This is a genomic window from Vandammella animalimorsus (genome assembly GCF_002285265.1).
In the GTDB taxonomy this organism is placed as follows: domain Bacteria; phylum Pseudomonadota; class Gammaproteobacteria; order Burkholderiales; family Burkholderiaceae_C; genus Lampropedia.
This window is the reverse complement of the sequence record NZ_NSJB01000006.1, coordinates 27,556-54,537: the sequence shown is the minus strand read 5'-3', so window position 1 is coordinate 54,537 and position 26,982 is coordinate 27,556. Positions and strand designations below refer to the sequence as shown.

Annotated in this window: 18 protein-coding genes; 9 read left to right on the top strand and 9 right to left on the bottom strand. The window is 61.3% G+C overall.

Translation table 11 applies throughout. The features are described from left to right. Positions 1 to 19: 19 nt before the first annotated feature. The gene (locus CK625_RS09130) at positions 20 to 6,913 is read left to right on the top strand and encodes a hybrid sensor histidine kinase/response regulator (protein WP_143326242.1); all 6,894 of its coding nucleotides are present in this window, start codon (positions 20 to 22) and stop codon (positions 6,911 to 6,913) included. Positions 6,914 to 6,921: 8 nt separating this feature from the next. Then, on the top strand, positions 6,922 to 7,383 hold the full coding sequence (locus tag CK625_RS09125; protein ID WP_095540009.1) for a DUF1841 family protein: 462 nt from the start codon (positions 6,922 to 6,924) through the stop codon (positions 7,381 to 7,383). A 31-nt stretch (positions 7,384 to 7,414) separates the two neighbouring features. Here the strand turns inward: CK625_RS09125 and CK625_RS13730 are convergent, their stop codons facing one another. After that, positions 7,415 to 7,762, bottom strand: coding sequence for a hypothetical protein (locus CK625_RS13730; RefSeq protein WP_143326241.1), 348 nt, complete (start codon positions 7,760 to 7,762; stop codon positions 7,415 to 7,417). A gap of 622 nt (positions 7,763 to 8,384) precedes the next feature. On the opposite strand from CK625_RS13730, the gene CK625_RS09120 reads away from it, so the two are divergent. The 7 genes from CK625_RS09120 to CK625_RS09090 all read left to right on the top strand — a co-directional run bounded on the left by CK625_RS09120 (position 8,385) and on the right by CK625_RS09090 (position 16,853). Next, positions 8,385 to 8,843, top strand: coding sequence for a GspH/FimT family pseudopilin (locus CK625_RS09120; RefSeq protein ID WP_095540008.1), 459 nt, complete (start codon positions 8,385 to 8,387; stop codon positions 8,841 to 8,843). A gap of 5 nt (positions 8,844 to 8,848) precedes the next feature. After that, on the top strand, positions 8,849 to 9,388 hold the full coding sequence (gene pilV / locus CK625_RS09115; protein ID WP_172425128.1) for a type IV pilus modification protein PilV: 540 nt from the start codon (positions 8,849 to 8,851) through the stop codon (positions 9,386 to 9,388). A 9-nt stretch (positions 9,389 to 9,397) separates the two neighbouring features. Beyond that, the gene (locus tag CK625_RS09110; RefSeq protein ID WP_095540006.1) at positions 9,398 to 10,219 is read left to right on the top strand and encodes a prepilin-type N-terminal cleavage/methylation domain-containing protein; all 822 of its coding nucleotides are present in this window, start codon (positions 9,398 to 9,400) and stop codon (positions 10,217 to 10,219) included. After that, complete coding sequence (locus tag CK625_RS09105) at positions 10,216 to 10,809, top strand: pilus assembly PilX family protein (protein ID WP_238945603.1); 594 nt, start codon at positions 10,216 to 10,218, stop codon at positions 10,807 to 10,809. The genes CK625_RS09110 and CK625_RS09105 overlap by 4 nt, the downstream gene beginning before the upstream one ends. A 35-nt stretch (positions 10,810 to 10,844) precedes the next feature. Next, entirely contained in the window at positions 10,845 to 15,329 is a 4,485-nt protein-coding gene (locus tag CK625_RS09100) for a pilus assembly protein (RefSeq protein WP_095540051.1), read from the top strand. Between the two features lie 27 nt (positions 15,330 to 15,356). After that, positions 15,357 to 15,770 (top strand): type IV pilin protein, encoded by a 414-nt coding sequence (locus CK625_RS09095; RefSeq protein WP_095540004.1) that lies wholly within the window; start codon positions 15,357 to 15,359, stop codon positions 15,768 to 15,770. 141 nt (positions 15,771 to 15,911) lie between these two features. Then, positions 15,912 to 16,853, top strand: coding sequence for a CysB family HTH-type transcriptional regulator (locus CK625_RS09090; RefSeq protein WP_095540003.1), 942 nt, complete (start codon positions 15,912 to 15,914; stop codon positions 16,851 to 16,853). A gap of 79 nt (positions 16,854 to 16,932) precedes the next feature. Here the strand turns inward: CK625_RS09090 and CK625_RS09085 are convergent, their stop codons facing one another. From CK625_RS09085 to CK625_RS09050, 8 genes are all read right to left on the bottom strand, one after another. Continuing rightward, positions 16,933 to 17,751: an ABC transporter ATP-binding protein gene (locus CK625_RS09085; protein ID WP_095540002.1), complete on the bottom strand. Its 819-nt coding sequence runs from the start codon at positions 17,749 to 17,751 to the stop codon at positions 16,933 to 16,935. Further along, positions 17,748 to 19,721 (bottom strand): ABC transporter permease subunit, encoded by a 1,974-nt coding sequence (locus CK625_RS09080; protein WP_238945602.1) that lies wholly within the window; start codon positions 19,719 to 19,721, stop codon positions 17,748 to 17,750. The genes CK625_RS09085 and CK625_RS09080 overlap by 4 nt, the downstream gene beginning before the upstream one ends. Position 19,722: 1 nt before the next feature. After that, on the bottom strand, positions 19,723 to 20,775 hold the full coding sequence (locus CK625_RS09075) for a branched-chain amino acid ABC transporter permease (RefSeq protein WP_095540001.1): 1,053 nt from the start codon (positions 20,773 to 20,775) through the stop codon (positions 19,723 to 19,725). A gap of 23 nt (positions 20,776 to 20,798) precedes the next feature. Next, entirely contained in the window at positions 20,799 to 21,830 is a 1,032-nt protein-coding gene (locus tag CK625_RS09070) for an FAD-binding oxidoreductase (protein ID WP_095540000.1), read from the bottom strand. Between the two features lie 4 nt (positions 21,831 to 21,834). Then, positions 21,835 to 22,896 (bottom strand): 4-hydroxy-2-oxovalerate aldolase, encoded by a 1,062-nt coding sequence (dmpG, locus tag CK625_RS09065; RefSeq protein ID WP_095539999.1) that lies wholly within the window; start codon positions 22,894 to 22,896, stop codon positions 21,835 to 21,837. Between the two features lie 123 nt (positions 22,897 to 23,019). Beyond that, the gene (locus CK625_RS09060) at positions 23,020 to 23,970 is read right to left on the bottom strand and encodes an acetaldehyde dehydrogenase (acetylating) (RefSeq protein WP_095539998.1); all 951 of its coding nucleotides are present in this window, start codon (positions 23,968 to 23,970) and stop codon (positions 23,020 to 23,022) included. Beyond that, positions 23,967 to 25,802, bottom strand: coding sequence for a feruloyl-CoA synthase (locus tag CK625_RS09055; protein WP_238945601.1), 1,836 nt, complete (start codon positions 25,800 to 25,802; stop codon positions 23,967 to 23,969). The genes CK625_RS09060 and CK625_RS09055 overlap by 4 nt, the downstream gene beginning before the upstream one ends. Before the next feature lie 11 nt (positions 25,803 to 25,813). Next, positions 25,814 to 26,974 (bottom strand): ABC transporter substrate-binding protein, encoded by a 1,161-nt coding sequence (locus CK625_RS09050; protein WP_095539996.1) that lies wholly within the window; start codon positions 26,972 to 26,974, stop codon positions 25,814 to 25,816. Positions 26,975 to 26,982 lie beyond the last annotated feature (8 nt).

Here is a 26,982-nt window from a genome sequence, read left to right as displayed (position 1 = left end):
CAGTATTTAGGGACAGACCATGAACACGACAACGCAACACACCGATACCGCCATCAAAGGGCAGGATCTGGGACCATTGGCGTGGGTGCTGACGGAGCTGCGGCAAACGTATGGGCAGGCCATTGAATACCTGCAGGGCTTTGCAACGCGCGTGGGCGATCCGGCGCAAAGCGAGGCCCTGGCCGAGCAAGCCGGCGATCTGGCGCAGGCCAAGAACCTGATCCACCAAAGCTGCGGCGCGCTGGAAATGGTGGGCGCCTTCATCCCCGCTTTTGTCTTGCGCCAGTGTGAATACGCCGTGGCCAAGATGGTGCAGCGCCCCCAATCGTGCTCGCCGCAGGCCGTGGCAGCACTGCACCGCGCGGGCATGGCCGTGGGCGAGTATCTGGAGAGCCTGCTGTTCGACGCCAGCCTCTCGCCCGTGCTGCTGTTTCCCGCGTATCGCGATGTGCATGCACTCACCGGCGCCACGCCGCCGGCCAGCCCGGCCGACCTGTGGCATCTGGAGGGGGACTTGCGCGAGCCCGAGCTGCCATTGCCGGCCAAGGCCATTGAGCCCAGCGCGCAGGTGCGCCAGCGCCTGGACCGCGCCATCTTGTCGCTGGTGCAGAACCAGCGTCTGCGGCAAAGCGGCCATGACCTGGTGCAGCTGTGCCTGGGGCTGGCGGCCAACAACCACGATTTTCGCGAGCGCACCTTCTGGAAGGTGGCCGCAGGCTTTTTCGAGGGGCTGGAGCAGCGCCTGATCAACAACGACGTGTACGTGCGCCGCGCAGCCACCCGGGTGCTGGTGCAGTACGCCTCGCTGGCCAGCAAGGGCGATACCCAGATCACGGCGCGCTGGATGCAGGATCTGCTGTTCTTCTGCGCCCAGGCGCAAAACGTGCAGCAGGACAAGTCCCCGGTGCTCTACGCCGTGCGCGAGGCCTTCGGCCTGGCCGAGCAAGCGCATGTGGACTACGCCAACAACGTCTTCAGCCTGTTGTCGCCGCAGCAGAAAAAAGATTTGGTGCAGCAGCTCAAGGCGCTGGCCGAGGACTGGAGCGCCGTGGTCGAGGGCGGCGACAACCCCTTGCAGGCCACGGCCGCCCATTTGCAGGCCTTCAGCCAGCAGATGCTCGAGCACCTGCCGGAGATGTCGGGCCTGCTGCAGACGCTGCAGCAAATCGTCGCGGCGCTGATTGCCAAGCAGCGCAAGCCCGCGCCGGAGCTGGCCATGGAAGTGGCCACCACCATCCTCTACCTGCAGGCCATGCTGGAGGACGTGCGCATCCGCGCCACGCAACTGCCCGAGCGCATGCAGGAGCTGACGCAGCGGCTGCGCAATGCCGCCAGCCAGGGCCACAGCGAGCCCCTGCCCGCGTGGATGGAGGACTTGTACACGCGCGTCAGCGATGGCGAGACCATCGGCAGCGTCGTGGGCGAGCTGCGCGCGCACCTGACGGAGGCGGAAAACTACATCGACCAATTCTTCCGCGACCCCAGCAACGCCACGCCGCTCAAGGATGCGCCGGGCATTCTCTCGCGCGCCCGCGGGGTGCTGGCCGTGCTGGGGCTGACGCCAGCGACCAAGGCCATCCAGCAAATCAACAAGGACATCCAGCAGCTGATCGAGGCGGCAGATCAGGAAGGCGCGCCTGCGTTGAGCGCATCCGATGAGCGTTTCGAAAAAATCGGCAGCAACCTGGGGGCCTTGAGCCTGCAGGTGGACATGCTGGCCTACCAGCCCACGCTGGCCAAGGAGTTGTTCGTCTTCGACGAGAAGGCCCAGCGCCTGCAGCCGCTCATGGGGCGGCTCAAGGTGTACGAAATCGGCGGGCGCGACATTTTCGAGCACGTCCAGGAATCGGCCCACGCCGCCGCTGCCGCAGGCACCGTGGCCACCGAGGGCGACGCCTTGCAGGAGGAATTGGCGCAAGGTCCCTCGTCCGGCCCGGACACCGAGCTGGACCTGCGCGATGCTTTTGCCAAGCCCACGGAGCTGGCCCCGACCCTGCCCGATGCCGCGCCCGAGACGACGCCTGAGACGCCCGCTGCTTCCGAGCCGCCTGCGCCGCTGACGCACGCCCCGCTGCAAGGGCTGGGCTCCGCCCCGGCAGTGCAGGCCCAGGCGCAGCCGGACAGCGCCATCGACGACGAGCTGCTGGATGTGTTCCTGGAAGAGGCGCATGAGGTGCTCGACAACGGCCGGCAATCGCTGGCGCAACTGGCCAATGCCCCGCAGGACGTGGAGCAACAAACCATTCTGCGCCGGGCCTTCCACACCCTCAAGGGCAGCTCGCGCATGGTGGGGCTGGAGACATTCGGTGAAGCCGCCTGGGCCATGGAGCAGGTGATGAACGGCTGGCTGGCCGAGCAAAAACCCTTCAATCCAGCGCTGCACCAGCTGTGCTCCGAAGCATTGGACGTCATGGCCCAGTGGGTGCAGGCCATCGCTGCGCGCGGCGATACCTCGGCATGGCACTCGGCGGCATTCGAGCAATCGGCCCAGGCCATGCGCAGCAGCGGCGCTTACGTGCCATTGCAGCCGGGCGGCCAAGCGCAGGGGGGCGAGGCACAAGCCGAGGCACTGCCCGCCGCCGGGCCGAGCGAGTCTGAAGCGCCGCAGGCGCAGCCAGAGATGGACCTGCCTCAAGCCCTGGAGATGGCCGAGCAGGCAGAGACCGAGGCCGAGCCCACCGAGCAAGCTGCGCCAGACGATGGCCAGCCGCCGGCCAAGGCCATGGAATGGGACATGGACGCGCTGGCGCTGGATCTGCAGCCATTCGACGATGCCGCCGCCAGCGCCGTAGGCAGCGCCCAGGATGGCGCCCAGGACAGCGACTGGACATCGGGCCTGCAGTCGGAGCTGCAGCCCATCGAGGCCAGCCCGGCGCCAGGCGATGCGCAGGCGCTGCACGACGACGAAGGCCAGGCCGCTGAGGCCGAGGCCATCAGCGACTCTCGCCTGGCAGAGGCCTTCATGGAGCTGGACAAGGACTGGGCCTCGCTGGAGCCCAAGCCCGAGCCAGAGGTCGAGGCCGAGGCCGTGCAGGCCAGCGCCGCGCCGGACTTCAGCGCCGAGGACGACAGCCACCTGGTCAACGCCATCATGGCCCTGGACGGTCTGGAGCAGGCGCAGCCGCAAGCGCGCCCCGGGGATGCCGACGAGGAGGCATCGTTGGAGCAGGTCGGCGGCGAGACAAGCCCGCAAGGCCTGCCGGAACTCGAGGAAGAGCCCGTCGCGCATTCGCAGCCACTTGCGCGGTTGGAGCAGCCGGAACAAACGCAGCAGGCATCGCTCGCCCAGGACGACGAAGCCCTGCTTGCCGCCCTGGTACAGCAGGACATGCCGCAGGATGCGCCGCCGCTGGCCGCTCCAGAGCTTGAAATCCCCGACGAGGCACAGGCCGAATCGCTGGCCAGCATGGTGTTCGATGCGCCGCTGGACTGGCAGGCCCCTGCCGCCGAGCCTGCGGCCGACGCCAGCGGCGCAGGCATGGAAGCGCTCGAGGCCACCGAGGCGCCTGCACAGCAGCCCGGTGATTTGCAGGCCACGGAAACCCTGCTCGATGAACTCGACAACAGCATTTCCGTCTCGCAGGAGGACGCCGAGCGTTGGGGCATTGGCTTCAAGGACACGGAAATCGCCGACCCTGCGCAGAACGAACAGGCCCTGGCCGATGAGCAGGCCGATGGGCATGGGCAGACAATCGATTTCAGCGGCGATGCCGCGTTGCTCAGCGACCTGGACGCGCTGGTCACCTCCATGCAGGAGCTGCCGCAGCTGGAGCCGGTGCAGCCCCCGTCGCAACAGCCGCACGCGCTGCACGAGCCGGACGTGTCGGACGACGACGCGCCCGAGGCAAGCCTGCCGGCCCAGCCCGCCGCCGCACCCTCGGCCTCGGTGCAGCAAATGGCCCGCACCGCCAAGGAATACATCGATTTGAGCCAGCAAAACGAGGCCACGCACTGGATGCTGCAGGCCTTGCAGCTGACCCAGGAGCTGGATGCGGAGCTGACCGCCTGGGCCAGCCACCCGGGCCTGCACCTGCTGTCGCCGCGCGTCGTGGGCAAAGGCAACCGCTTGGCGGCCACCGGCTCGCTGTTCAAGACCGATGCCAGCTTTGGCCAGTTGCTGCAGCAGATTGCCTCGCATCTGGCCCAGTTGAGCGTGCATGGCGCGCCCAATCCAGAGTGGGTGCGCAGCGTGCTCTCCAACAGCCTGCAGGCTGTGCAGGTGGCGCTGGACGAAATTGCCGCTGGCGTGGGCAATGGCACGATTGCGCCGCAGGAGTTCGAGCACCTCAATGAACTGGAATGGGGCGGTGACGCCGCGCGCACGGCACCGGCCGCAGCCCCAGCGCCCGAGCCGGCCGCCGCGCAGCCTGCCCCTCAGCCGGCCGAAGCGCAAGCGCCAGCGGCCGACCGGGTGGATCCGGACCTGTTCCCGATCTTCGAGGAAGAAGCCATCGAGCTGCTGCCACGACTGATTGGCGCGCTGCGCCGCTGGTCGGGTGAGCCGCAGTCGTTCGAGGCGCGCAGCGAGGCCTTGCGTGTGCTGCACACCCTCAAAGGCAGCTCGCGCCTGGCCGGGGCGCGCCAGATCGGTGAAATGGCGCACCGCTTCGAGTCGGAGATCGAGGTGCTGGAGGCCCGCGCCGAGAGTGCCCAGGCCATCGTTGCACTGCTGGCGCGCTACGACGAATTGCAGGATGCGTTCGATCTGCTGCGCCAGGCGGCCAGCGGCCAGCTGCACGGCACGCCCGCAGCGGCGCCGGCCCAGCCGGCGCAACCGGCAGCGGGCAAGGTCGAGGATGTGACCGGGCCGGAGCACCGCATTGCCGATCCGCAAAGCCCGGCAATCCCCTCATGGCAGGCATCGGAGCATGGCGCGCTGGCTGCGCCGCCGGCAAGCACGCAGGACAAGGCGCCGCCGGCCAAAGGGCAGCCGGCAGCAGGCCGGCCCGCCGCCGAACGCCTGGCTGCGCCGTATGCGCTGACGCTGGGCGCCTCCTTCGGCGATCGCCTGCCTGGGCCCACGCCGCTGGCCATCCAGCCCAACACCAAGCGCCATCAGCTGGTGCGCGTGCGCAGCACGCACATCGACCGGCTCATCAACCAGGCCGGTGAAATCCAGATCTCGCGCAGCCGGGCCGAATCGCGCCTGCGCCAGCTCAACGCGGCGCTGGAAGGCATGACGGTGGACCTCGACCGTCTGCGCCAGCAGCTGCGCGAGCTCGAAGGCCAGACCGAGTCGCAAATGCAATCGCGCCTGGCGCTGGGCAAGGAAAGCGCCAACTTCGACCCGCTGGAGCTCGACCGCTTCACCCGCGTGCAGGAACTCACGCGCATGATGGCCGAGACCGTCAACGACGTGGCCACCGTGCAGCGCACTTTGCAGGCGGCCATGGTCGGCACCGAGGACGACCTGGTGGCGCAAGAGCGCAAGGGCCGCGAGCTGCAGCGCGATTTGCTGCACACGCGCATGGTGGAGTTCGACAGCGTGGCCGAACGCCTGCACGCCGTGGTGCGTCAGGCCAGCGCCGACACCGGCAAGCAGGCCGAGCTGGTGATTGAAAACGGCTCCATTGAAATGGACCGCGTGCTGCTCGAGCGCATGATGGGCAGCTTCGAGCACATTCTGCGCAACTGCGTGGACCATGGCATCGAGGCCCCGGCCGAGCGCGAGCAGCGCGGCAAGGCGCGCATGGGGCGCGTGACCCTGACGGTCAGCCACGAAGGCAATGACGTGGCGATCACGTTCAAGGACGATGGCGCAGGCCTGGATCTGAAGGCCATTCAGCGCAAGGCCATCGAGCGCGGCCTGCTGGGCAAGGGCCAGATCATTTCGGACAAGGAAATTGCCGGCCTGATCTTCATGCCCGGCCTGACCACGGCGCAAGGGCTCACGGGCATTTCTGGCCGGGGCATCGGCATGGACGTGGTGCGCGTGGATGTCAGCGCCCTGGGCGGGCGCATCGAAACCAGCACCGAGCAAGGCCAGGGCACGACCTTCCGCCTGATCATGCCGCTGACGACGGCCGTCACCCAGGTCATGCTGGTGCGTGCCGGCACGATGACGGTGGGCATGCCCGCCAATCTGGTGGACGGCATCGAGCGCGTCAGCCACGACGAGCTGATGCGCGGCTATCAGCGCGGCAAGATCGAGATCGACGGCAAGCGCGTGCAGTTCTACTGGTCGGGCGCCATGCTGCATTACAGCCCCCGCTCCAAGGAGCTGGACAACAAGGTCTACCCAGTGGTGCTGGTGCGCAGCGCCGCGCAGGTGGTGGCCGTGCACGTGGACGAAGTGCTGGGCAACCAGGAAGTCGTGGTCAAAAACCTGGGGCCGCAGCTCTCGGCCCTGCCTGGTCTGGCTGGCATGTCGGTGCTGGCCTCGGGGGCGGTGCTGCTGATCTACAACTTCATCGCCCTGGCCAGCGTGTACGGCGCCGCTGCGCAGGCCCTGCAGCGCGAGGATGCACAAACTGCCGAGCAGCAACTGGCGGGCGCCGGTCTGCTGCACAGCGAGCAGGATGCCGAGGCGCAGACCCCGCTGGTGCTGGTGGTGGACGACTCCATCACGGTGCGCCGCGTCACCCAACGCCTGCTCAAGCGCGAGGGCTATCGCGTGGCCCTGGCAGCCAATGGCGCGCAGGCGCTGGAAATGCTGCAAGGCGAGCGGCCCATCGTCGTGCTCTCGGACATCGAAATGCCGCAGATGGACGGCTTCGAACTGCTGAGCCACATCCGCGCCGATGCCCGCATCGCCGACCTGCCAGTCATCATCATCACCTCGCGCACGGCACAAAAACACCGCGAACACGCCATTGAGCTGGGCGCCAACCACTACCTGGGCAAGCCCTATTCGGATGCCGAACTGCTCGCCCTGGTGGGCCAGTATGCGGACGCGATGCAAATGCAAAGCTGAGCGCCGCCATGCTTTTTGCCCCCACGCAGGAACAGGTGCGCCGCTTCTTTTGCGGCGTGTACGCCAAAAGCCAGGCCGGTGAGCCCCTGCAGGCCATCGAAACCCTGGCCGCCCTGTGGATTGCCGAACATCCCGAGTACCACGCAGACCTGGCCGACGTCGAAGCTGCCATCGCACGCAGCTACGACGCCTCCCGCGATGGACGCAGCAATCCCTTCCTGCATTTGTCCATGCACCTGTCCATCAGCGAGCAATGCAGCATCGACCAGCCCGCAGGCATCCGCCAGGCCGTGGAGCTGCTGGCCAGCCGCATGGACTCCTTGCACGAGGCCCATCACGAAGTCATGGACTGCCTGCAGGACATGCTGTGGCAAAGCCAGACCAGCCAGCGCCCACCTGACGCCGCAGCCTATGTGCAAGCCGTGCAGCGCCGCGCGACGCGCCGGCTTGGGAAAAACCTTCCGCGCTGAGACCGCGTAGCCAGCTTGGCCAGCAAGGCCATCAAGCCTGTGGATGCATGGCTTGTGCATCGCCGATGGCGCAAACCACACATTCGGCCCGCCCCGACCGTTGCCCATGGCTCCCGCGGCCAGCGCCATGGCACAGCAGAAGACGCGCCGCAATGTTCAACACGATGCAGATATCCTCAGACAAAAAACGGATTTTGTTGAACAGTTGACAATTTGTTGTTGTTCTGCAAGAATCCGCAGAACGGGTTTGAAGTGTGTTTCGCAAGAAGGCGCTTCGATACAGATCGAGAAGGGTCTCCCAGGTTTTTTCCGCTTGCAGCGGAACATTCCAGCTTTGTATGACTCTCATGTCGGTGAAGGTATGGGTGGTGCCCTTCATGGTTGTTTTTGACTGCGAGGCTTCCAGGCAACGCCTGGCTGACGACTCCCTTGGTGCTTCTCCTCCCTCACTCTCTATCTTCACCCTGGGTAGCCTCGCAGTCTTTTCTTTTCTAGTTTGAGCGCGCTTCGAGCGCGCTTTTTTGTGCCCGATTGAGACGTGTTGCGCCAAAGCCTGCTGACGCTCGGCGTTCTTGCCTGCGGCTTGTGGGGGGCTATCTACTTACTGTCTGATCAATCTGCGAGACGCAGGCTGTGCAACTTCCCAGTCGCGTTGTGACAAATTTCCTCAAGGGTGAGAACGTTTGAGCAAGGCTTGATACGATCGGTAGCCATTTGTCATCCTCGGCTAACCACTGATCTATAGGGCGTGGCTAGCCTTGGCCGTTCATGAGAAAAACCACCATGCCTAAAGACTAAATGCGGTTTTAGGGGTATGTGGAATTTCTGGACTTCATTGCGCGTGTAGCTAATGCGTTAATGCTGCAGTGGAACGGATGAAGTTTGACATCAAGTCTTTGAAGAATGGATGCCTTAGTCCTTTGAAGCGTATGCAAAAACATGTTCTTGATGTGGTGTGAATGATTGTCTTTTTTTACTACTGATTTTGAAGGCGCGAGAGAATGAAATTGAGATATGTGAATTTGAAGTCGGTGAGAGGCTTCACGTTGATTGAGTTGATGGTTGTGTTGGTTCTTATGGGGTTGTTGGCTGCGTGGGCGGCACCGTCATTTCGCACAATGATTGCCAATAATAAGGTTGCATCTACTGCCTCTGATCTTCAAAATTTATTGCTTTTTGCTCGATCAGAGGCTGCGCATCAGCGTTCTCAAACGGGAGCCTCTCTGGTAGGTGCAAAATGGCAAGTAAAAAAAGGTGGGGGTGTTATCCGTGAGTTTGACTTGCCGAATGGTGTTGCTGCTCAGGGTGCTAGTTCTGTCAACTTTCAATTGAATGGGACTGTGGCTGCGACAGCTAAGGTTAAGTTGACTGCAGATCACGCCAATCGACAGTTTTGTGTGGAAGTTACTCGATCTGGGCTGGTTCGATCTAAAAGACAAGATGTGGGTGAGCAATGCTGAAGTTAATGATTTTCGATGAACATATGTCTAAAAAAGTTTTAGATTCAGAAGGTGGTTTTAGCCTTTTGGAGGTTTTGATTGCCATCTTTGTCGTAAGCATTGGACTCCTCGGGGCTGCGGGAATGTACACCCGTGCTGTCGCATTTTCTCTCGATACAGAAAGGCGCCAGGTTGCTGCAATGCTGGCTGGTGAAATGCTTGAGATCATGCGCAGTGATGTGGTTCGTGTGATTGCCAGGAATGGTCTCCCTCATGCAGATCTCGGAGGTTATGCCAAGGCTTCTGGTGTGGCTTTGACGCCTACAGTGGATGAGGCCTGTGCCGATGTTCTGCCGGACTCCGTAGCTGGGCGGCTTAATTGTTGGGCTGGCCGGGCAAAAGGCCTTATACCAGATTTGACAGATGACTTAATTAATAGCCACTTTGTTATCTCGCAAAGTGCTGGTATTGTTTCTATTCAGGTGGCTTGGCCTGTCAAGGCTGGACAATGTTTAGATGGAAGTGACCATGAATATTGTACCTATAAACTGCAGTCTAGATTGTAAATAAGTCTTATGAAAAAAATGTCCTACTCTTGTTCTTCGTTGAAAAGAAAGCAGCGGGGGATCTCTTTGGTTGAAATAATGGTGAGTATGGCCATTGGTCTTATCATTATTATTTTGGTGAGTTTAATATATTTTGAAGGTATTCGAACCTTGGCGTTCAGGCAGGGGCAGAGCGAAAATCTTGGCAATGGTAGATATACACTTGAAACACTGGGCCTGGAGTTTGCGAAAGCTGGTTACCGAAGAGATCCGACGCAGTTGATGCGTGATGCATTCCCTGCAGAAGTTGCTTCAAATGAATGTGCCTTTACAGCAGGTCAGTCAATATATGTGACTTCGCAAGGTGCTTTGTGCATTCGATATCAACCACGTGATGATGGTGAGAAGGATTGTGCAGGCAGAAGTGGGGGGATTTCTGGCTTGGGCCCTTACAAGCAGGCAGATCACCCGAAAGAGGGTGGGGGCATGTTTGTTGAGAAATATTATGTTGCTAATGATAAGCTGTATTGCCAGGTTGGCAATGAACTAGTCGAAATGGCAGATGGAGTTCGGGATATTCATTTTGCTTTTGGTGTGGGTGGCTCTGTGAATGATCCATATCGACCGCGTGAGGTCGAGTCTTATAGAGACTCGGTGGATTCGGATGATGCTATTCGGGCATTGAGATTCTCAATTTTATTGGTTAGCAGCAATAGGGTGACTGGCGGTATTGAGTCCAACGTATGCTCTCGATGGAAAGAGGCCAGTGGGCGAGAAAATTGCGATGCTAGTAACGGCTATTTATATCAAATTGCTAGCAGTGCTTTGACGTTGAGGAATTTGATGCCATGAATAAATTTGCTTGTTGTTATACTGGAATGGTTGGCATGGGTAAAAATCCTGGATTAAAACAGGGAGGGGTTGTTTTGATCAGTGCACTGATCATGTTGTTGCTGACAATGATCCTTGCCATTGCGGGAATTCGTGCCATTACTTTGGAGGCTCGTATTACAGCCAATTTGCTTGATCAAAAGAGGCTTGAGGAAGTAGCTGATGGTGTATTGCGTGAAGGTGAGCGAAAAATAAATTTGTATGGGGTTGCATTGAGGCAGTGCGCTTCGGGGGCTGGAATTGTGCCCAGCGGTGGGGGTGTACCATGTTTTGTTTCTAATGCGATGACAGATAGCAATGGATTGAATACGTCTTTTGCTCAGTCGGATAAGGCAGAGGGGTTTTCTGAGCCCTATGGGTATTGGTATCCGCGTTACATTAATACAATTTGCCCAAAGGGTTCGGGAGCGACATCTGCTCTGGGTACTGCAGTCTCGGGTTGCACGGATTATTACGAAATAAATTCACAGGCAACAATGGAAAGTGGTCATGAGGAATGTGGTGAAAAGGCCCTGTGCCTTCGTTCTGCCGTAAGCCAATTCATTAGTTAACTATGGTTTTGAGTGGGGTGAATATGTGCAAGATCATGAGAAAGAAAAGCGTACTCCTGAGTGGTGTATCTTTTTTTGTTTTTTGCGGCAGCTTTGATGTTGCGGCACAAACCGATACTGCGTTGTCGCAGACGCCGCTGTTTATTAGCGAAAGCTATCCGCCTTTGAATATGTTGGTGATGGGGCGTGATCATAAGCTTTATTATGAGGCCTATAATGATGCGTCTGACCTGGATGGCGATGGCGTTGTGGATATCGGCTATAAACCGGATAGTATCGACTATTTTGGTTATTTTCATAATAGGGTTTGTTATTCGCACAGGTCTGGAATTTTTGTGCCTGTGGCGGCTGGTTTTGGGGATAATGGCAAACAGTGCGGCGGAGCCTGGAGTGGTGATTTTTTGAATTACTTGGCGACGTCGCGCATGGACGCCATTCGTAAAGTATTGTATGGTGGCTATCGAGTGATTGATACCGCTGATCGTACTGTTTTGCAGACGGCGTTCATTCCTCAAGATGCGCATAGTTGGGGTAAGGAATATTCGCCTGAGAGGGATAATTTTGATATTGCCAAGTATGCTCCTCTCTCGCCACCTGCCTCGGGACGACGCCACTTATTTGCAGTAACCACGCTAACCGATAACGGTATTCCTAGGCTTCGAGTTTTGCCAAACAGTGAGTTCAGGATTTGGCAATGGGTTTCTAAGCAAGCGCCAGTGGCTGGAGATACGTGTCAAGTAGGTGCGAGCCTGGGGAATGTTGGTACATGCGTACCCTCTGGTGCCAGCCCTATCCAGAATTATGATTTACGTGTTGAGGTCTGCAGTAGTGATGAAAATTTGAGGGATGCTGAGAGCTGTAAATCCTACCCCAATAATGGAAATACGGTTTACAAGCCATTTGGTCTGCTTCATGATTTTGGTGAAAATAAAAAAATGTATTTTGGCCTGTTGACGGGCTCATACTCTAAAAATATTGATGGGGGGGTGTTGCGTCGTAATGTTGGCTCTTTTGCTGACGAAGTGGATCTGGTTACTGGTCAGTTCAGGAGCGATGTTAAAGGCATTGTTGACAATATTAATCGCTTGCGTATTACGGGGTTTGATTATGCGGCAAATCCTCCTCAGTATCGTGAGTGTGGTTGGATTACTAACGGGCCAATTAATCATGCGAATGCTGCGAAATGTGCCATGTGGGGTAATCCCATTGGTGAAATGATGTTCGAAGCATTGCGCTATTTCTCTGGTGCTTCGGGTGGTCATTCCGCGTTTAGCGCTGGATCAATGACTGGTGATGATGCGTTGCAGTTATCAAAGCCTGCTTGGATTTCCCCTTATAAGTCCAAAAAACAAGGGGGTAGTGGGTATCAGCACTGTGCTCGTCCTGCCATCACTGTCCTGAGTGACATCAATCCTTCTTATGATGATAAGTTTCCAGGAAGTAATTTTTCAGCAGGGGTCAGTGCGGAAGCGCCAGAGCTCAGTGGTTTGAACGTGGCTACCGAAACCTCAGCAATCGGCAGTGCGGAAGCAATTGATGGAAGGCGGTTTTTTATTGGTCAATCTACATCGGCCAATGCGGATGGTGCGCCAACAGTAAAAACCATTAACAATCTCGCATGGGCTCGAGGGCTTGCGCCTGAAGAGCCGACGAAGCTGGGGAGTTATTATGCTGCCGGCGTGGCGCGGTTTGGCGCCAATAACCAGATAGCAGGTAATGCTCAGGGGAAGAATAAGGTCATGACGTACTCCGTGGCTATTGCATCTCCATTGCCTGAGATTCGCTTCCCTTTGCCTAATGGTAAGAGTGTTGTGATTTCTCCTTTTGCAAAGACAGTTGGCGCTGCCTGTGGGAGTACGTGTGTTAATGTTTGGGATCGTTTCCAGCCAACCAATCAAATTGTTGATTATTACATTTCTCGAATTGTCAACATGCCTGGTGGGGTGACGGACCTCTCTGTAAATAGTGGCCGGCCACAGATGGAGTTTAGTATTAACTTCGAGGATGTGGAGCAAGGGGCTGACCATGATATGGACTCTTTGGTGACATATATCATCTCGCTCAACTCTTCGGGAGGAATCGATGTCCGTCTTCGTTCTGAGTATGCGGCCGGTAACTATGTTCAGCATGCTGGCTATGTGATTTCTGGAACCACCCAGGATGGTACATATTTGGAGGTGCGTGACACAGACTATCCGCTGGTGAAGGTGGCGGCGAAGCTCAATACGCCCCCTGGACGCTTGCCTGGATACTGTATTAATACAGATAATCCTGGATGTAGCGATATGCCGCTGGATACGACGAGAACTTTCACGCCTTCTGCTTCTGCTACGGCTGGTGCATTTTTGAAGGATCCTCTCTGGTATGCGGCCAAATATGGTATGCCTGGCCGAGATCCAAGCTCTGTCACTGGTGATCCAGATAATTATTTCTTGGTTACGAATGCAGGAACATTGAAGGAGAAAATGGCCCGTGCCTTTAATTCCATCTTGCAAACAACAAACTCTGTGACCGCTGCTTCTGTGGAGTCCTCCGTTCCCAGTGTGCCCGGCGGAGTAGGAGATGCCTTTGTTTATCGCACTCACTTCGATGTGGATGGTTGGGCTGGTGACTTGATTAAGGAAAAAGTGGTTCGTAGCACAACTGCACATCATGATGAGCGCTCCCAAGTTTGGAGTGCCGCGAGTAAGCTGGCGAACCGAGCTTCTCCTCGAAAAATATTCTTTGCTGGAAAAAATTCGCATGGGGTTGCCGCACTTGTGCCATTCACCTGGGGTGAGTTGAATGCAGCGGGCGGCACACGGTATCCGCAATGGATGGCTGCATTGAACCGAGACCTTGCGGGTGTTGTGGATAACAAGGGGAAGCAGCGCATTGAGTTTTTGCGAGGTGAAAGCCATACGTTCCGTGAGCGGAGGCGTTTCGCTGATGGAGGTATCAATATTCTTGGTGATATTGTGAACTCCTCCGCGTTGCGAGTGAAGGGAGCTTCTTATGTTCCTGGTCGAGCAGAGCAGCTTGAAGGGCCGGGCTATGTTGCATTTGCCAATGCTCAGAATAGCCAACCGGAAATGGTTTATGTCGGTGCCAATGATGGCATGCTGCATGCCTTTGATGCGGCAAGTGGCGATGAAGTATTTGCTTATATTCCGTCTGGCGTGCGTGAAAAGTTGAATGTATTGACTGATCCACGCTATGGTAAGCCAGATGGCGCTGCACATCGCTATTTTGTCGATGGAAAATCCTTGTCGACAGATGTCTACTTTGATGGGGGGTGGCGAAAGATTTTGATTGGCACGCTGGGTGCTGGTGGACGTCAAATTTTTGCTCTCGATATTACTACTCGCAGTGATCCAAAGTTGCTGTGGGAGTTTGGGAGTGATCAGCACGCCTCCATGGGGTTTATGGCTGAGCCAGTTATTGCTAGGTTGAATGATGATGGTGTAAATAAAGGCAAGTGGGTTGCATTGGTTGCTGCAGGCTATCAAGGTAATGGCAGTGCGCAAGGGCAAGCGCGCCTTTTGGTACTGGACATCAAAGATGGCTCAGTAATTCGTGATTTCCAGCTTCAGGGAGCGGCAGGCATGTCCTCTGCGCAATTGGCTTCTTATCTGCCAATGGGTAATGGTCTTTCCAGGATCAATGCAGTGGATGGAGATGCTGATGGCAAGGTCGATGTGGCCTATGCTGGCGACATCTTTGGAAACGTCTGGCGATTTGATCTGAAGAGCGGAGCGAGTACCGCCTGGAGAGCAGACTTGCTGTATGTGGCCAAGGATGATAATGGCGCACGTCAGGCCGTTACGGCAGCGCCTTATATTGTTGATCATCCTTCGGGACATGGTGACTTGGTGGTTGTAGCCACAGGCCGTTATTTGACTTTGGAAGATAAGGGCAATGGCCAGCAACAAACAATTTATGGTATTTGGGATCGCTATGCGGCCAAGGATGCTCCTGCATTGCCGCCTACATTGCCTACTGCCAATAAGATCCGCTCTGACTTGCAGAGGCAATCGTTCAGTGCAGTGACTGGCCTGCAAGGAGCCTTTACATTGAGTGGCAATGATGTTGAATGGTTGCCGGGCGGGCAGAGTTCCAGTGCGGATGATGCACAGGTGCATAAATGGGGGTGGTATGTTGACTTGCCAGAAGCTGGAGAGCGTGTGGTTTATGACATGACGCTTTATGGCCGCGGCTTGTTTGTGACAACCATTCGCAATGAGGAAGACCCCTGCAAGCCTGGGTTGAGCGGCCGTTTGATCGCACTTGATCCTGGAACAGGTGGGGAGACTGATTACCTAGTTTTTGATGTCAATGGAGATGGTGTGATTGACAATAATGATCAGGTCAATGGCGAAGCCTTGAGTGCAATAGAGACAGGGGGCCCTGGTCAGCAGGCTATTCAGAGTGAGCATGCTTATGATCCTGCGGGTGGCCGTGTCTTGATTGCTTCTGGGGTGCAGTCTGGGCGCCAGAGCTGGCGTAAGCAGCCCCCCAATGCGGCGGCTACTACCCCTTAAGCCAGATCGCAGGAAGAGGAAACTGTTATGCGAAAAAATAGCAACAAAGGTTTTACCCTGATTGAGTTGATGATTGTGATGGTGATAGTGGGAATTTTGGCCGCTATTGCCTACCCTTCGTATCAGGAGTATGTGAGACGTGCTCGCCGGGCTGAAGCGCAGTCTTTGCTCAATGATGGCGCTGCACGACAGGAGCGCTATCGTGCGCAGAATGGCAAATATGCTGCGCCTGGAGAGGAAAGTAAGCTAAAGCTCGCTGGTAGCGATTACTATGATTTCAGCATTGTGTCGGCCAGTGGCGGGCAGAGTTATACTCTGAAGGCTAAGCGCAAAGGGCCGCAAACCAATGATCCACGCTGTGGTGACTTTGAGCTGGATCATGCAGGAATCAAGAAGATGAGTGCTGGTACGCCGGGATCGGTAGATGATTGTTGGCGCTAAAGGCTGAGATGATGAGCCTGATCTAAAGCTGGGGCCGAACGGCCCCAGCTTTTTTTGTAATCAAAGAGTTTCGTTTTTAAATAGTGGTGCGGGAGTGGAAAATGCTCGTATCACTCCAATTCACGATGCAAAACCTGATTTATGAATCTCCACCAATTTCGTTTCGTTCAAGAAGCAGTACGGCGCAATTTGAATCTGACTGAAGCGGCTAAAGCACTGCACACTTCACAGCCTGGAGTTTCCAAGGCGATCATCGAGTTGGAAGATGAGCTGGGGGTTGAGATATTCGCGCGCCATGGAAAACGGCTCAAGCGTGTGACTGAGCCCGGGCGGCATGTTTTGGCCAGTATCGAGATCATCTTGCGTGAGGTGGGCAATCTCAAACGCATTGGCCAGGATTTCAGCGTGCAGGATTCGGGCACGCTGCGCATTGCTACCACCCATACACAGGCGCGTTACGTGTTGCCTGAGCCAGTGGCGCGTTTTCGTGCGCAATTTCCCAAAGTCAGTATCAGCTTGCACCAGGCCACGCCGCATGAAGTGGCCAGCCTGGTGTTGAATGAAGCGGTGGACATCGGCATGGCGACCGAGTCGCTGGCCGATTACGAAGAGCTGGTCACCATGCCCTGTTATGAGTGGCAGCACGTGCTGATTTTTCCGCCCCAGCACCCCCTGGCGCACAAGTCGCGCATCACGCTGGAGGACATTGCCAGTGAGCCATTGATTACCTATCACCCATCGTTTACCGGGCGCGGCCGCATCGACCGTGCCTTTGCGCGCCGCAATCTCAAGCCCAACATCGTGTTGGAAGCCATCGACTCGGATGTGATCCGTACCTATGTCAGCCTGGGTCTGGGCGTTGGCATCGTGGCTGAAATGGCCGTGCAGGGCGATTTGCTGGGCCATTTGCAAGCCCGGCCCATGGGCGATTTGTTTGGCATGAACATGGCGCGGGTGGCGTTCAAGCGGGGGGCGTATTTGCGCCAGTTCGTCTACCGCTTTGCCGAGCTCATCAGCCCGCGCCTGAGCCGTGAGCAGGTGCAATTGGCCCTGAGCGGGCGCGAGAGCGATTACGAGCTGTAGTCAAAGGTCGCCACGGGGCGCAGCTTTTGCCCTGATCGGTTGTGGCTCGCCATGCTTGGCGGGCCCACACGCCCGCCATTCAAAGAGTGGCAGGCTGGCCGCTGCTGGCGGCCGAGACTTGCTTTTTGCCCAGATAGGCTTCGATGACTTGCGGGTGGTTGGCCACTTCCTGCGCCGGGCCGTGCAGGGTGATGGCGCCCAGCTCCAGCACGTAGGCGTAGCGGGCGGCGCGCAGGGCGGCGCGGGAGTTTTGCTCCACCAGCAAGATGCCCAGGCCCTGGGCGCGCAGGTCTTCGATGATGGCAAAGACTTCGTTCATGATTTTGGGCGCCAGGCCCAGCGATGGCTCGTCGAGCATGAGCGCGCGCGGGCGGCTCATGAGCGCGCGGCCGATGACGAGCATTTGCCGCTCGCCGCCGGACATGGTGCCCGCAGGCTGCTTGCGCCGCTCTTTCAGGCGCGGGAACAGGGCAAAGATCTCTTGCAGCAGGGCTTGGCGCTGGGCCGCGCCCTGGTGGCGCAGCAGGTAGCTGCCGAGGATGAGGTTGTCCTCCACGCTCATGCTGGCAAACAGCTCGCGCGTCTCGGGCACCAGCGCCAGGCCGCGTTTGACGCGCTGCTCCAGCGGCAGGGCCGAGACATCCTGCCCGGCAATGCGCACCGTGCCGCTGGCGTTGCCGTTGGCGGGCAGGCAGCCCATGAGGGCGTTGAGCAGCGAGGATTTGCCCGCGCCGTTGGGGCCGATGACGCATACCAGCTCGCCCTGGCCCAGTTGCAGCTGGGCGCCCAGCAAGGCGGCGCTTTTGCCGTAGCGCACGTGCAGGTTCTCCACGGCCAGCAACGGCGCGGCGGATACGGCTGGCGCGGCGGATGTGGGGGCTTGGTGGGCGTGGCTCATGCGCTGGCTCCTTCTGGGCGGCTGGCGGTTGGGGTGGCGGCGGTTGCTGCGTCTGCCGCGTCGGCTTGGGGGCTTTCCGGTGCGGTTTCCCCGTCGATCTCCACGCCGCCGAGGTAGGCGCGCAGCACGGCGGGGTCGTTGCGGATCTCCTCGGGCTTGCCCTGGGCGATGCGGCTGCCGAATTCCATGACGACGATGCGGTCCATCAGGCCCATGATGAAGTCCATGTCGTGCTCGACGATGAGCACGGCCATGCCTTCGCTTCGCAACTGCGTCAGCAGCCGCGCCAGGGCTTGCTTTTCTTGCAGGCGCAGGCCGGCGGCAGGCTCGTCCAGCAGCAACAGCATGGGGTCGGTGCACAGGGCGCGGGCGATTTCCACAATGCGTTGCTGGCCCAGGGCCAGGCTGCCCGCGCTTTGGTGCATCACGTCTTGCAGGCCCACGCGCTGGATTTGCCAGGCGGCCAGGCCCAGCAGGGCGGCTTCCTCATGGCGATCGGCCCGGATGGACGCGCCCAGCATGCTGGTTTTGCCGCGCAGATAGGCGCCGATGGCGACGTTTTCCAGCACGCTCATCTCCGGCATCAGGCGCACGTGCTGGAAGGTGCGGCCAATGCCGTGGCGCACGATTTCACGCGCGGGCAGGGCGTCGATGCGCTGGCCCAGAAAGCGGATTTCGCCGCTGGTGGCAGGCAGCACGCCGGTGATGAGGTTGAACATGGTGGATTTGCCCGCGCCATTGGGGCCAATGAGGGCTACCAGCTCGCCCGCGCGCACCTCGAAGCTCATGTCGTTGACGGCCACCAGACCGCCAAACTGCTTGCGCGCCTGCTGCACCGACAGCAGCGGCTGCCCGGCGGCAGGCTTGCTGCGCGAGGGCAGAGCTGGCTCGGTCTGCACCGGGCCGATGGCGTGCGCCAGGCGCGCGGCGGGCCGCCAGCGCGCGGGCAGCCGCCCCACCAGCGCAGGCCACAGGCCGCGCGCCGAGCGTTGCAGCGCCAGCACGATGATGGCGCCAAAGACCACCAGCTCCAGATTGCCCACGGAGCCAAAGAGCTTGGGCGCCCAATCCTGCAAAAAGCTCTTGAGCATGGTCAACGCCGTGGCCCCGACGATAGCCCCCCACAGGCTGGAGAGGCCGCCCACCACGGCCATGAACAGGTACTCGATGCCGGTGTTCAGCCCGAACGGCGTGGCGTTGATGGCGCGCTGCAAATGGGCGTAAAGCCAGCCGGCAATGGCAGCCATCAAGGCGGCGCAGACAAAAGTCCACAGCCGGTAGCTGGGCGTGTTGGCGCCCATGGCTTCGGCCATGCCTGCGCCGCCGTTGAGGGCGCGGATGATGCGACCGGGGCGCGAATCGAGCAGGTTGCTCACCAGCAGTAAAAACAGCGCCACCACCATCCAGATGGGGATGAGCATGGCGCGCGGCGAGTCCAGCGCCACGCCCAGCAGGCCGATGGGGGGGATGCCGCTGATGCCGTCGTACTTGCCCAGAATTTCCAGCGTGCCGAACAGGTAATAGATCGACAGCGCCCAGGCAATGGTGGCAATGGGCAGGAAGTGGCCCGAGAGGCGCACCGTCAGCGCGCCAATGGCAATGGCCGATACGCCTGCAATGGCCATGCCCGCCAGCAAGCCCAGCCAGGGCGAGAGGGCGTAATGCGTGCTCAGCACGGCGGTGGTGTAAGCGCCAATACCCACGAACGCGGCCTGGCCGAAGGAGGTCATGCCCGCCATGCCGGTGAGCAGCACCAGCCCCAGCACGACCAGGGCGGCGATGCCGACGTAGCCGCCGATGGTGTACCAGTAAGGCGGCACGGGCAGCCAGGGCAGCAGCGCAATCCAGCCGAAAAAAGCCGCGATGGCCAGGCGATCGATGCGCAGGAGGCTGCGCGCCGGGCTTTGCGGCGCTGAAAGGGGGGTAGAAGGTGGCACAGCAGGGGGGGCGGAAGAGGTCATGCGATCCATCTCAATGCTCCTCCGAATGCGGGTTTTGCAGGGAGCGCCAGACCAGCACGGGAATGATCAGCGTGAAGACGATGACCTCCTTGTACGCGCTGGCCCAGAATGAGCCAAAGCTCTCCACCAGCCCCACCAGCACCGAGCCGACCCAGGCCAGCGGATAGCTGGAGAGCGCGCCCACCATGGCTGCCACAAAGCCTTTGAGGGCGATGAGAAAGCCCGTGTCGTATTGCATCGTGGTCAGCGGCCCGGCCAGCACGCCCGCCAGCACGGCCATCAGCGTGGCCAGCGTGAAGGCGATGGCGCCCGATTGCGCTGGGGCAATGCCCATCAGCCGTGCGCCGGTGCGGTTGATGGCGGTGGCGCGCAGTGCCTTGCCGGTGAGGGTGTGCTCGAAAATCAGGTACAGCGCCACGATCATCGTCATGGAAGCTGCAATCACCAGCAGGCCCTGGCCGGAAATGCTCACCGCGCCCAGTTGCCATTGCCATTGGCTGAGCGCCTCGCTGCGCGCGCCCTCGGGGCCCAGCACCAGCAGGCCCAGGCCCAGCAGCATGAAGTGCACGCCCACGGCAATGATGAGCAGCACCAGGGTGGAGGCCTCGGCCGCCGGCTGGAAGGCCAGCCGGTACAGCATTGGCCCCATGGGCACCACCAAAAGCGCCGTCAGCAGCAGTTGCGCGGGCAGGCCGCTTTGGCCCAGGCTGGTGTGCGCCAGCAGCGCCCAGGCCAGCAGCGGCAGGCCGAGGTTGAAGGCGGCGCTGCGGCCCAGGTTGGCTGCGCTGCGCTGGGTGCCTGCGCGCAGCCGCCACAGGGTGACGGCGGCGTCCACGGCAAAGGTCAGCGCGCCCAGCCCCAGCAGCAGCCACAGCACGCCGGGCACTACGCCTTCCTGCAATTGCGCCATGGCAATGGCAGCAAAGGCAATCAGCTCGCCATGCGCCACGAAGATGACGCGGGTGACGGAAAAAATCAGGATCAAGGCCATGCCCACCAGCGCATATACCGCGCCATTGGTCAGGCCGTCCTGCAACAAAATGGATGCGATTGAAAAGTCCATTCGGTGCTCCTTGCCGCCTGCGCTCAGGCTTTCTGGAAAACAAAGGCATCGCTGAAAAAGCGCTCTGGCGCCAGCCCGGCTTGCACAAAGCTCTGGCGCGCGGCTTCCACCATCAAGGGGTTGCCGCAGGCATAGACCTCAAAGCGCGAGAGGTCAGGCCAATCCTCCAGCACCGCCTGGTGCACCAGGCCGCGGCGGCCGCGCTCTTGCGGCGGCGCGTCGGAGAACACGGGCACCACGCGCACGCCGGGGTAGCGCGTCTGCCAACTGGCCTCATCGCCCAGCGCGTACAAATCCTGGCGCTGGCGCCCGCCCCAATACAGCACGGCACCGCGCCGGGCCAGCTCGTCCAGGTGGGTGTGCAGAAAAGAGGCAATGGGCGCATAGCCCGTGCCGGAGGCCAGCAGCAGCACGGGCGCGTCGCCGCCTTGCAGCGTGAAGGAGCCAAACGGCCCCTCGATGCGCAGCATGTCGCGGGGCTTGAGCGCGTCGTAGGCGTGGGGCGAGAAGCGCCCGCCCTCGATGCGGCGGATGTGCCATTCGATCTCGCCCTTGTCGTTGGGCGCGTTGGCCATGGAGTAGCAGCGGCGGCTGCCGTCCTTGAGGATGAGGTCGGCGTACTGCCCGGCCTCAAAGCCCCAGCCCGTGGCCGGGGGCACCTGGGCCTTGACGACGACCACGTCGGCGCTGACGCGCTCGACCTGTTGCACGCGCGCCAGCGCCTTGACGATGCGCCGCCCCGGCTCGGCGGGCACGCCAGGGGCGTCCAGCGTCATGTCCGAATCGGGCACGGCCTGGCAGGCCAGGAACTGCCCGGGCGCCAGGCTTTGCAAGGTGGCAGCGTCGGCCTCGCCCTTGCCTTCGTCCGCACTGCGGTAATGAAACTGGCCGGCGAGCACCGGCATGGCGCAACTGCCGCAACTGCCCGTGCGGCAGCTATGGGGCAGCCAGTAGCCCGCCTCGGCGGCGGCCTCCAGCACGGTTTGGTCTGCGCGGCAGCTGAACTGGCCGCCCGCTGGCTCCAGCCGGATGTGGTGGATGGGTGCCTCGCTCATGGCCTTACCCCGCTTCGCTCATGACGGGGATGATGGGGTCGCGGTCATGGGCTTGCTGCTTGAGCAAGTCCAGCGCCACGTCCACGATCATGTCCTCCTGGCCGCCCACCATGCGGCGGCGGCCCAGCTCCACCAGGATGTCCACGGTTTTGAGGCCGTATTTGGCCGCGGCTGCTTCGCTGTGGCGCAAAAAGGAGCTGTACACGCCCGCGTAGCCCAGCGCCAGGGTTTCGCGGTCCACGCGCACGGGGCGGTCTTGCAGCGGGCGAACGATGTCGTCGGCAGCATCCATCAGGCGGTACAGGTCGCAGCCGTGGTGCCAGCCCATGCGCTCGGCAGCGGCGATGAAAACTTCCAGCGGCGCATTGCCCGCGCCTGCGCCCATGCCCGCCAGGCTGGCGTCCACGCGCTCGCAGCCTTCTTCCACGGCGACGATGGAGTTGGCTACGCCCAGGCTGAGGTTGTGGTGGGCGTGGATGCCCACTTGCGTCTCGGGCTTGAGCGTGTCCTTGAAGGCGCGGATGCGCTCGCGCACGCCGTTCATGGTCAGCGCGCCGCCGGAATCGACCACGTAGCACACGGTGGCGCCGTAGCTCTCCATCAGCTTGGCCTGCTCGGCCAGGCCCTGGGGCGTTTGCATGTGGCTCATCATCAGAAAGCCCACGGCCTCCATGCCCAGGTGGCGTGCGTATTCGATGTGCTGGCGCGCCACGTCGGCCTCGGTGCAGTGGGTGGCCACGCGCACGATGCGCGCGCCCGCGTCGTAGGCGGCCTTGAGGTCGTGCACGGTGCCAATGCCCGGCAGCAGCAAGGTGGCGATCTTGGCGTGTTGCACCACGCTGGCAACGGCCTCGATCCATTCCATATCGGTGTGCGCGCCAAAGCCGTAATTGAAGCTGCCGCCTTGCAGGCCGTCGCCGTGGGCCACTTCGATGGAATCGACCTTGGCCGCATCCAGCGCGCGGGCGATTTGCTGGGCTTGCGCCACACTGTATTGGTGGCGGATGGCGTGGCTGCCATCGCGCAAGGTGACGTCGGAAATATAGATTTTCGTGCCGCTGTTCATGGGGCGGATCTCCTGATGATGTGGGGCTGATGGGGAGGCCTGCCTGCCGGCAGGGGTGGGGGCAGGCCTTCAGTCGTTCAGAGGGGGCGCTCAGCCGTTGAGGCGGCTCAGGCCGGGCGGGCTTCAAGCGGCGTGGGCCATTTGCCGCGCCATGCGCTGGGCGATGTTCAGCCCGGCGCTGGTCATGATGTCCAGGTTGCCGGCGTAGGCAGGCAGGTAATGGGCTGCGCCCTCGACTTCCAGAAAGATGGAGGTTTTCAGGCCCGAGAGCGCCTGCCCCACGCCGGGGATGCGCAGGTCTTTGACGCGGTCGAACTGCACGCGCTGCTTGAGGCGGTAGCCGGGCACGTACTGCTGCATGGCCTCGACCTGCTGCTGCACCGATTCGGCGATGCGGTCTTCATCGGCCTCGTCGCTGAGGGTGTAAACGGTGTCGCGCATGATGAGCGGTGGCTCGGCCGGGTTGAGGATGATGATGGCCTTGCCCTTGGCCGCGCCGCCCACGGCCTCGATGGCGCGGGAGGTGGTTTCGGTGAACTCGTCGATGTTGGCGCGCGTGCCTGGCCCAGCGCTCTTACTGGCGATGGAGGCCACGATCTCGCCGTAATGCACGCGGGCCACGCGGCTGACGGCGGCGACCATGGGGATGGTGGCCTGGCCGCCGCAGGTGACCATGTTGACGTTGGGCGCGTCCAGGTGCGCATCGCCATTGACGGCAGGCACGCAGTACGGCCCGATGGCCGCTGGCGTGAGGTCGATGACGCGAATGCCCGGCTTGGCGCGGCGCAGCGCAGCGTCGTTTTCCACATGGGCGGCGGCGCTGGTGGCGTCGAAGACGAAGTCGATGTCGGCAAAGTCCGGGTGGGCGATCAGCCCCTGCACGCCTTCGTGCGTGGTGGCCACGCCCATGCGCGCGGCGCGCGCCAGCCCGTCGGAGGCGGGGTCGATGCCCACCATGACGCCCATTTCAATGGGGCCGCCGTGGCGCATGATCTTGATCATCAAGTCCGTGCCGATGTTGCCGCTGCCGATGATGGCCGCCTTGCGCGGGCGGCCTGAAGCTGTTTGGTTCATGTTTTGCCTGCCTTTCCAATGCCAATGATTTGCGGGTCGTTCTGGCCCGCGTACAGCCGCTGCACCTGGCTGGCGCGCCGCTCCAGGATGGCGCGCTGGTTGAGGTAGCCCTTGTCGGTGATTTCGCCCGCATCAACGTCTGGCGGCTCATCCAGGATCAGCAGCCGTGATGGGGCCTGGGCGCTGCCCGCGCCTTCGTCGTGCAGGCGCTGCAGGCCTGCACGCAGTGCGCTTTCGAGTTCTTCGCGGGGCACGGCATGCGCTGCCGGGTTGAGAAAGACCATCAGCCCGACCTCTTCACGGTTGTGGCCGGTGACGACCACGTCCTGCACATGCGGCGCCATGGCGCCGATGGCGCGCACGCGCAAGGGCCCGACCGAGACCCAGGTGCCGCTGGAGAGCTTGAAGTCCTCGGCCACGCGGCCGTCGAACACCACGCCGCTGGCTGGATTGCCTGGCTCCATGAACACGCCGGCATCGCCGATCTTGTAAAAGCCCTCTTCGTCGAAGGCCTGCTGCGTCAGCTCCGGCGCGTGCAAATAGCCCGGGAAGATGGATTGCCCGCGCACCCGCATCTCCAGCTTCTTGCCGTTGGGCAGGAACTTCAGCTCCACGCCCGGCACGGGCAGGCCGATGCAGCCGGCCTGCTCGGTGCGCCAGTGCAGTGAAGTCACCAGCGGCGCGGTTTCGGTCGCGCCCCAAGCGGTGGTGAACCAGATGCGACGCCCCGTCACGCGCTGTGCCACGGCCTCGATGCGGCTCCAGGTCGAGGCCGACAGCGCAGCGCCCGCGTAGAACACCAATTGCAGCCGGGCGAAGAACTGGCGCGCCAGCTCTTGGTCCTGCTCCAGCAGGGGCACCAGCGCATCGAAGCCGCGCGGCACGTTGAAGTACATATTGGGCTGGATCTCGCGCAGATTGCGCACCGACTTCTCCAGCAGCCCCGGCAAGGGGCGGCCCTCGTCGATGTAGAGCGAGCCGCCATGCGCCAGCACCATGTTGAAGTTGTGGTTGGTGCCAAAGGTGTGGCTCCAGGGCAGCCAGTCCACCACCAGCGGTGGCTGCTCGTGCAGAAACGGCCACACTTGGGCAATGGCCGCCTGGTTGACGCACAGCATGCGGTGGGTGTTGATGACGGCCTTGGGGATGCCGGTGGAGCCCGAAGTCAGCAGGTATTTGGCGTGGTCTTCGGGGCGGATGCGCGCGAAGTGCTCGGCCACGGCGGGCGTTTCGCGCGTATCCAGCAGCGACTGAAAGCCGCGCGCGCCCGGGATGGTTTGCGCGCCGGTGGTGAATACCTTGGGCACATCGGGCGCGGCCTCTTGCGACCGTGGGCCGTAGACACTGGCATCGGAGGCATACAGCAGCGCCGGATGCACCAGCGACAGCATTTGCTGCAGGCGCGAGGCATCTTTGGCCAGACGGGTGTAGGCGCTGGAGATGGTGCAAAACGGCCGGCCAATGTGCATGGTCGCCAGCATCAGCAGGGCGTGGTCGATGCTGTTGTCCGACAGCGCCACCACAGGCCTGCCCGGGGGCAAGTCCATGTCCAGCAGCGCCTGGGCGATCGCGCCCACGTGCTGCCGCACCTGGCGGTAGCTCAGGCGGCGCCATTGCCCTTGGGCGTCGCGCTCGGCCAGAAAGGTCTGCTCGGGGCGCTGGATGGCCCAGTGCTCCAGCCAATCGCCGATGCAGCGCACCGGCTCGGCCAGTGGCTGGGGTGAGCGCAACACCAGAATGCCGCCTTCTCGGTGGTGGACTTGGACTTCTTTGGGCGCAAGCTGGCCCGGGGCGGCGAAGAGATCGCGCCCCATGGGGGATGGGTGGTGCATGGCGCCCTCCTTTATTGGCTGCGCAGCTTCCAGCCGCCCTGATCCACTTCCAGCAGCACGCGAGAGCGCGCATCAAAGCCGGAGTGATTGCCCGGGGACATGCTGATCACGCCATGTGTGACCGCCAGCTCACTGACGTTTTCAAGTGCATCGCGCAGAGCCTGGCGGAACTCGGCCGTACCCGGCTGGGCGCTGGTTGCGGCCTTGGCCACCGCGTTGTCCAGCAGCAGGTAGGCGTCCCAGGCATAGGCGCCAAAGTTGTTGCGGCTGCCGGCGCCGTACTTGTCCTCGTAGAGCTTGACGTAGGCTGCGCCTGCGGCCTTGCTGGGATGGGCGTCGTCGAGCTGCTCGACCACCAGCACCGGGCCGGAGGGCAGGATGGCGCCCTGGCTGGCCTTGCCCGCCACGCGCAGGTAATCGTTGTTGGCAATGCCGTGGGTTTGGTAGATCTGCCCCTTGTAGCCGCGCTCATGCAGCGCGCGCATGGGCAGGGAGGCGGGGCTGCCGCTGGCGCCGATGAGCACGGCATCGGGGCGGGCGGCGCTGATCTTGAGTGTCTGGGCCGTGACCGAGGTGTCGCTGCGGCCATAGCGTTCGCTGGCCACGATCTTGAAGTCGCCGGCCTGCTCGCGCGCCTGCAGCGCCTTGAGCCAGGCCTCGCCCCAGGCGTCGGCAAAGCCTATGAAGGCCACTGTCTTGAAGCCCTTGGCCTTCATGTCATCGAACACGGCGCTGCCCATGACATCGACCGACTGCGGCAGCGGGAACACCCAGGGCAGGTGTTCGGGCTTGGGGGCGAAGGGGGCCAGCGCAATCTGCGGCGTCTTGCTGTGGGAGGCCACTTCGGCAATGGCCAGCGAAGGCGGCACGGCCGAAGAGCCGATGATCACGTCGGCCTGGTCGCTTTCAACCAGGCGGCGAGCGTTTTTGGCTGCTTGAGAAGGGTCGGTGGCGTCGTCCAGCACCACGTACTTCACCGGCTGGCCGCCCAGGGTCTTGGGCATCAGCTCGATGCTTTGCTTTTCCGGGATGCCCAGCGAGGCGGCCGGCCCGGTGCTGCTGATGGACACGCCCACCACTACGGGGGCGCCCTGGGCCAGGGCCTGGCCGCCGGCCAGGCCGACAGTCAGGCATGTGGCGGCAGCGACGGCAATCAATGTGCGACGTTTCATCGTGTGTC

What these genes read in the sequence shown, in the direction of transcription:
- CK625_RS09110 (WP_095540006.1), top strand. Translation starts at nt 9,398, where the DNA reads ATGAAAAAAATGTCCTACTCTTGTTCTTCGTTGAAAAGAAAGCAGCGG.
- CK625_RS09095 (WP_095540004.1), top strand. Translation starts at nt 15,357, where the DNA reads ATGCGAAAAAATAGCAACAAAGGTTTTACCCTGATTGAGTTGATGATT.
- CK625_RS13730 (WP_143326241.1), bottom strand. Translation starts at nt 7,762, where the DNA reads ATGAAGGGCACCACCCATACCTTCACCGACATGAGAGTCATACAAAGC.
- CK625_RS09120 (WP_095540008.1), top strand. Translation starts at nt 8,385, where the DNA reads ATGAAATTGAGATATGTGAATTTGAAGTCGGTGAGAGGCTTCACGTTG.
- CK625_RS09055 (WP_238945601.1), bottom strand. Translation starts at nt 25,802, where the DNA reads ATGCACCACCCATCCCCCATGGGGCGCGATCTCTTCGCCGCCCCGGGC.
- CK625_RS09070 (WP_095540000.1), bottom strand. Translation starts at nt 21,830, where the DNA reads ATGAGCGAGGCACCCATCCACCACATCCGGCTGGAGCCAGCGGGCGGC.
- CK625_RS09050 (WP_095539996.1), bottom strand. Translation starts at nt 26,974, where the DNA reads ATGAAACGTCGCACATTGATTGCCGTCGCTGCCGCCACATGCCTGACT.
- CK625_RS09090 (WP_095540003.1), top strand. Translation starts at nt 15,912, where the DNA reads ATGAATCTCCACCAATTTCGTTTCGTTCAAGAAGCAGTACGGCGCAAT.
- CK625_RS09085 (WP_095540002.1), bottom strand. Translation starts at nt 17,751, where the DNA reads ATGAGCCACGCCCACCAAGCCCCCACATCCGCCGCGCCAGCCGTATCC.
- CK625_RS09130 (WP_143326242.1), top strand. Translation starts at nt 20, where the DNA reads ATGAACACGACAACGCAACACACCGATACCGCCATCAAAGGGCAGGAT.
- CK625_RS09105 (WP_238945603.1), top strand. Translation starts at nt 10,216, where the DNA reads ATGAATAAATTTGCTTGTTGTTATACTGGAATGGTTGGCATGGGTAAA.
- CK625_RS09080 (WP_238945602.1), bottom strand. Translation starts at nt 19,721, where the DNA reads ATGGATCGCATGACCTCTTCCGCCCCCCCTGCTGTGCCACCTTCTACC.
- CK625_RS09075 (WP_095540001.1), bottom strand. Translation starts at nt 20,775, where the DNA reads ATGGACTTTTCAATCGCATCCATTTTGTTGCAGGACGGCCTGACCAAT.
- pilV (WP_172425128.1), top strand. Translation starts at nt 8,849, where the DNA reads ATGATTTTCGATGAACATATGTCTAAAAAAGTTTTAGATTCAGAAGGT.
- CK625_RS09060 (WP_095539998.1), bottom strand. Translation starts at nt 23,970, where the DNA reads ATGAACCAAACAGCTTCAGGCCGCCCGCGCAAGGCGGCCATCATCGGC.
- CK625_RS09125 (WP_095540009.1), top strand. Translation starts at nt 6,922, where the DNA reads ATGCTTTTTGCCCCCACGCAGGAACAGGTGCGCCGCTTCTTTTGCGGC.
- dmpG (WP_095539999.1), bottom strand. Translation starts at nt 22,896, where the DNA reads ATGAACAGCGGCACGAAAATCTATATTTCCGACGTCACCTTGCGCGAT.
- CK625_RS09100 (WP_095540051.1), top strand. Translation starts at nt 10,845, where the DNA reads ATGAGAAAGAAAAGCGTACTCCTGAGTGGTGTATCTTTTTTTGTTTTT.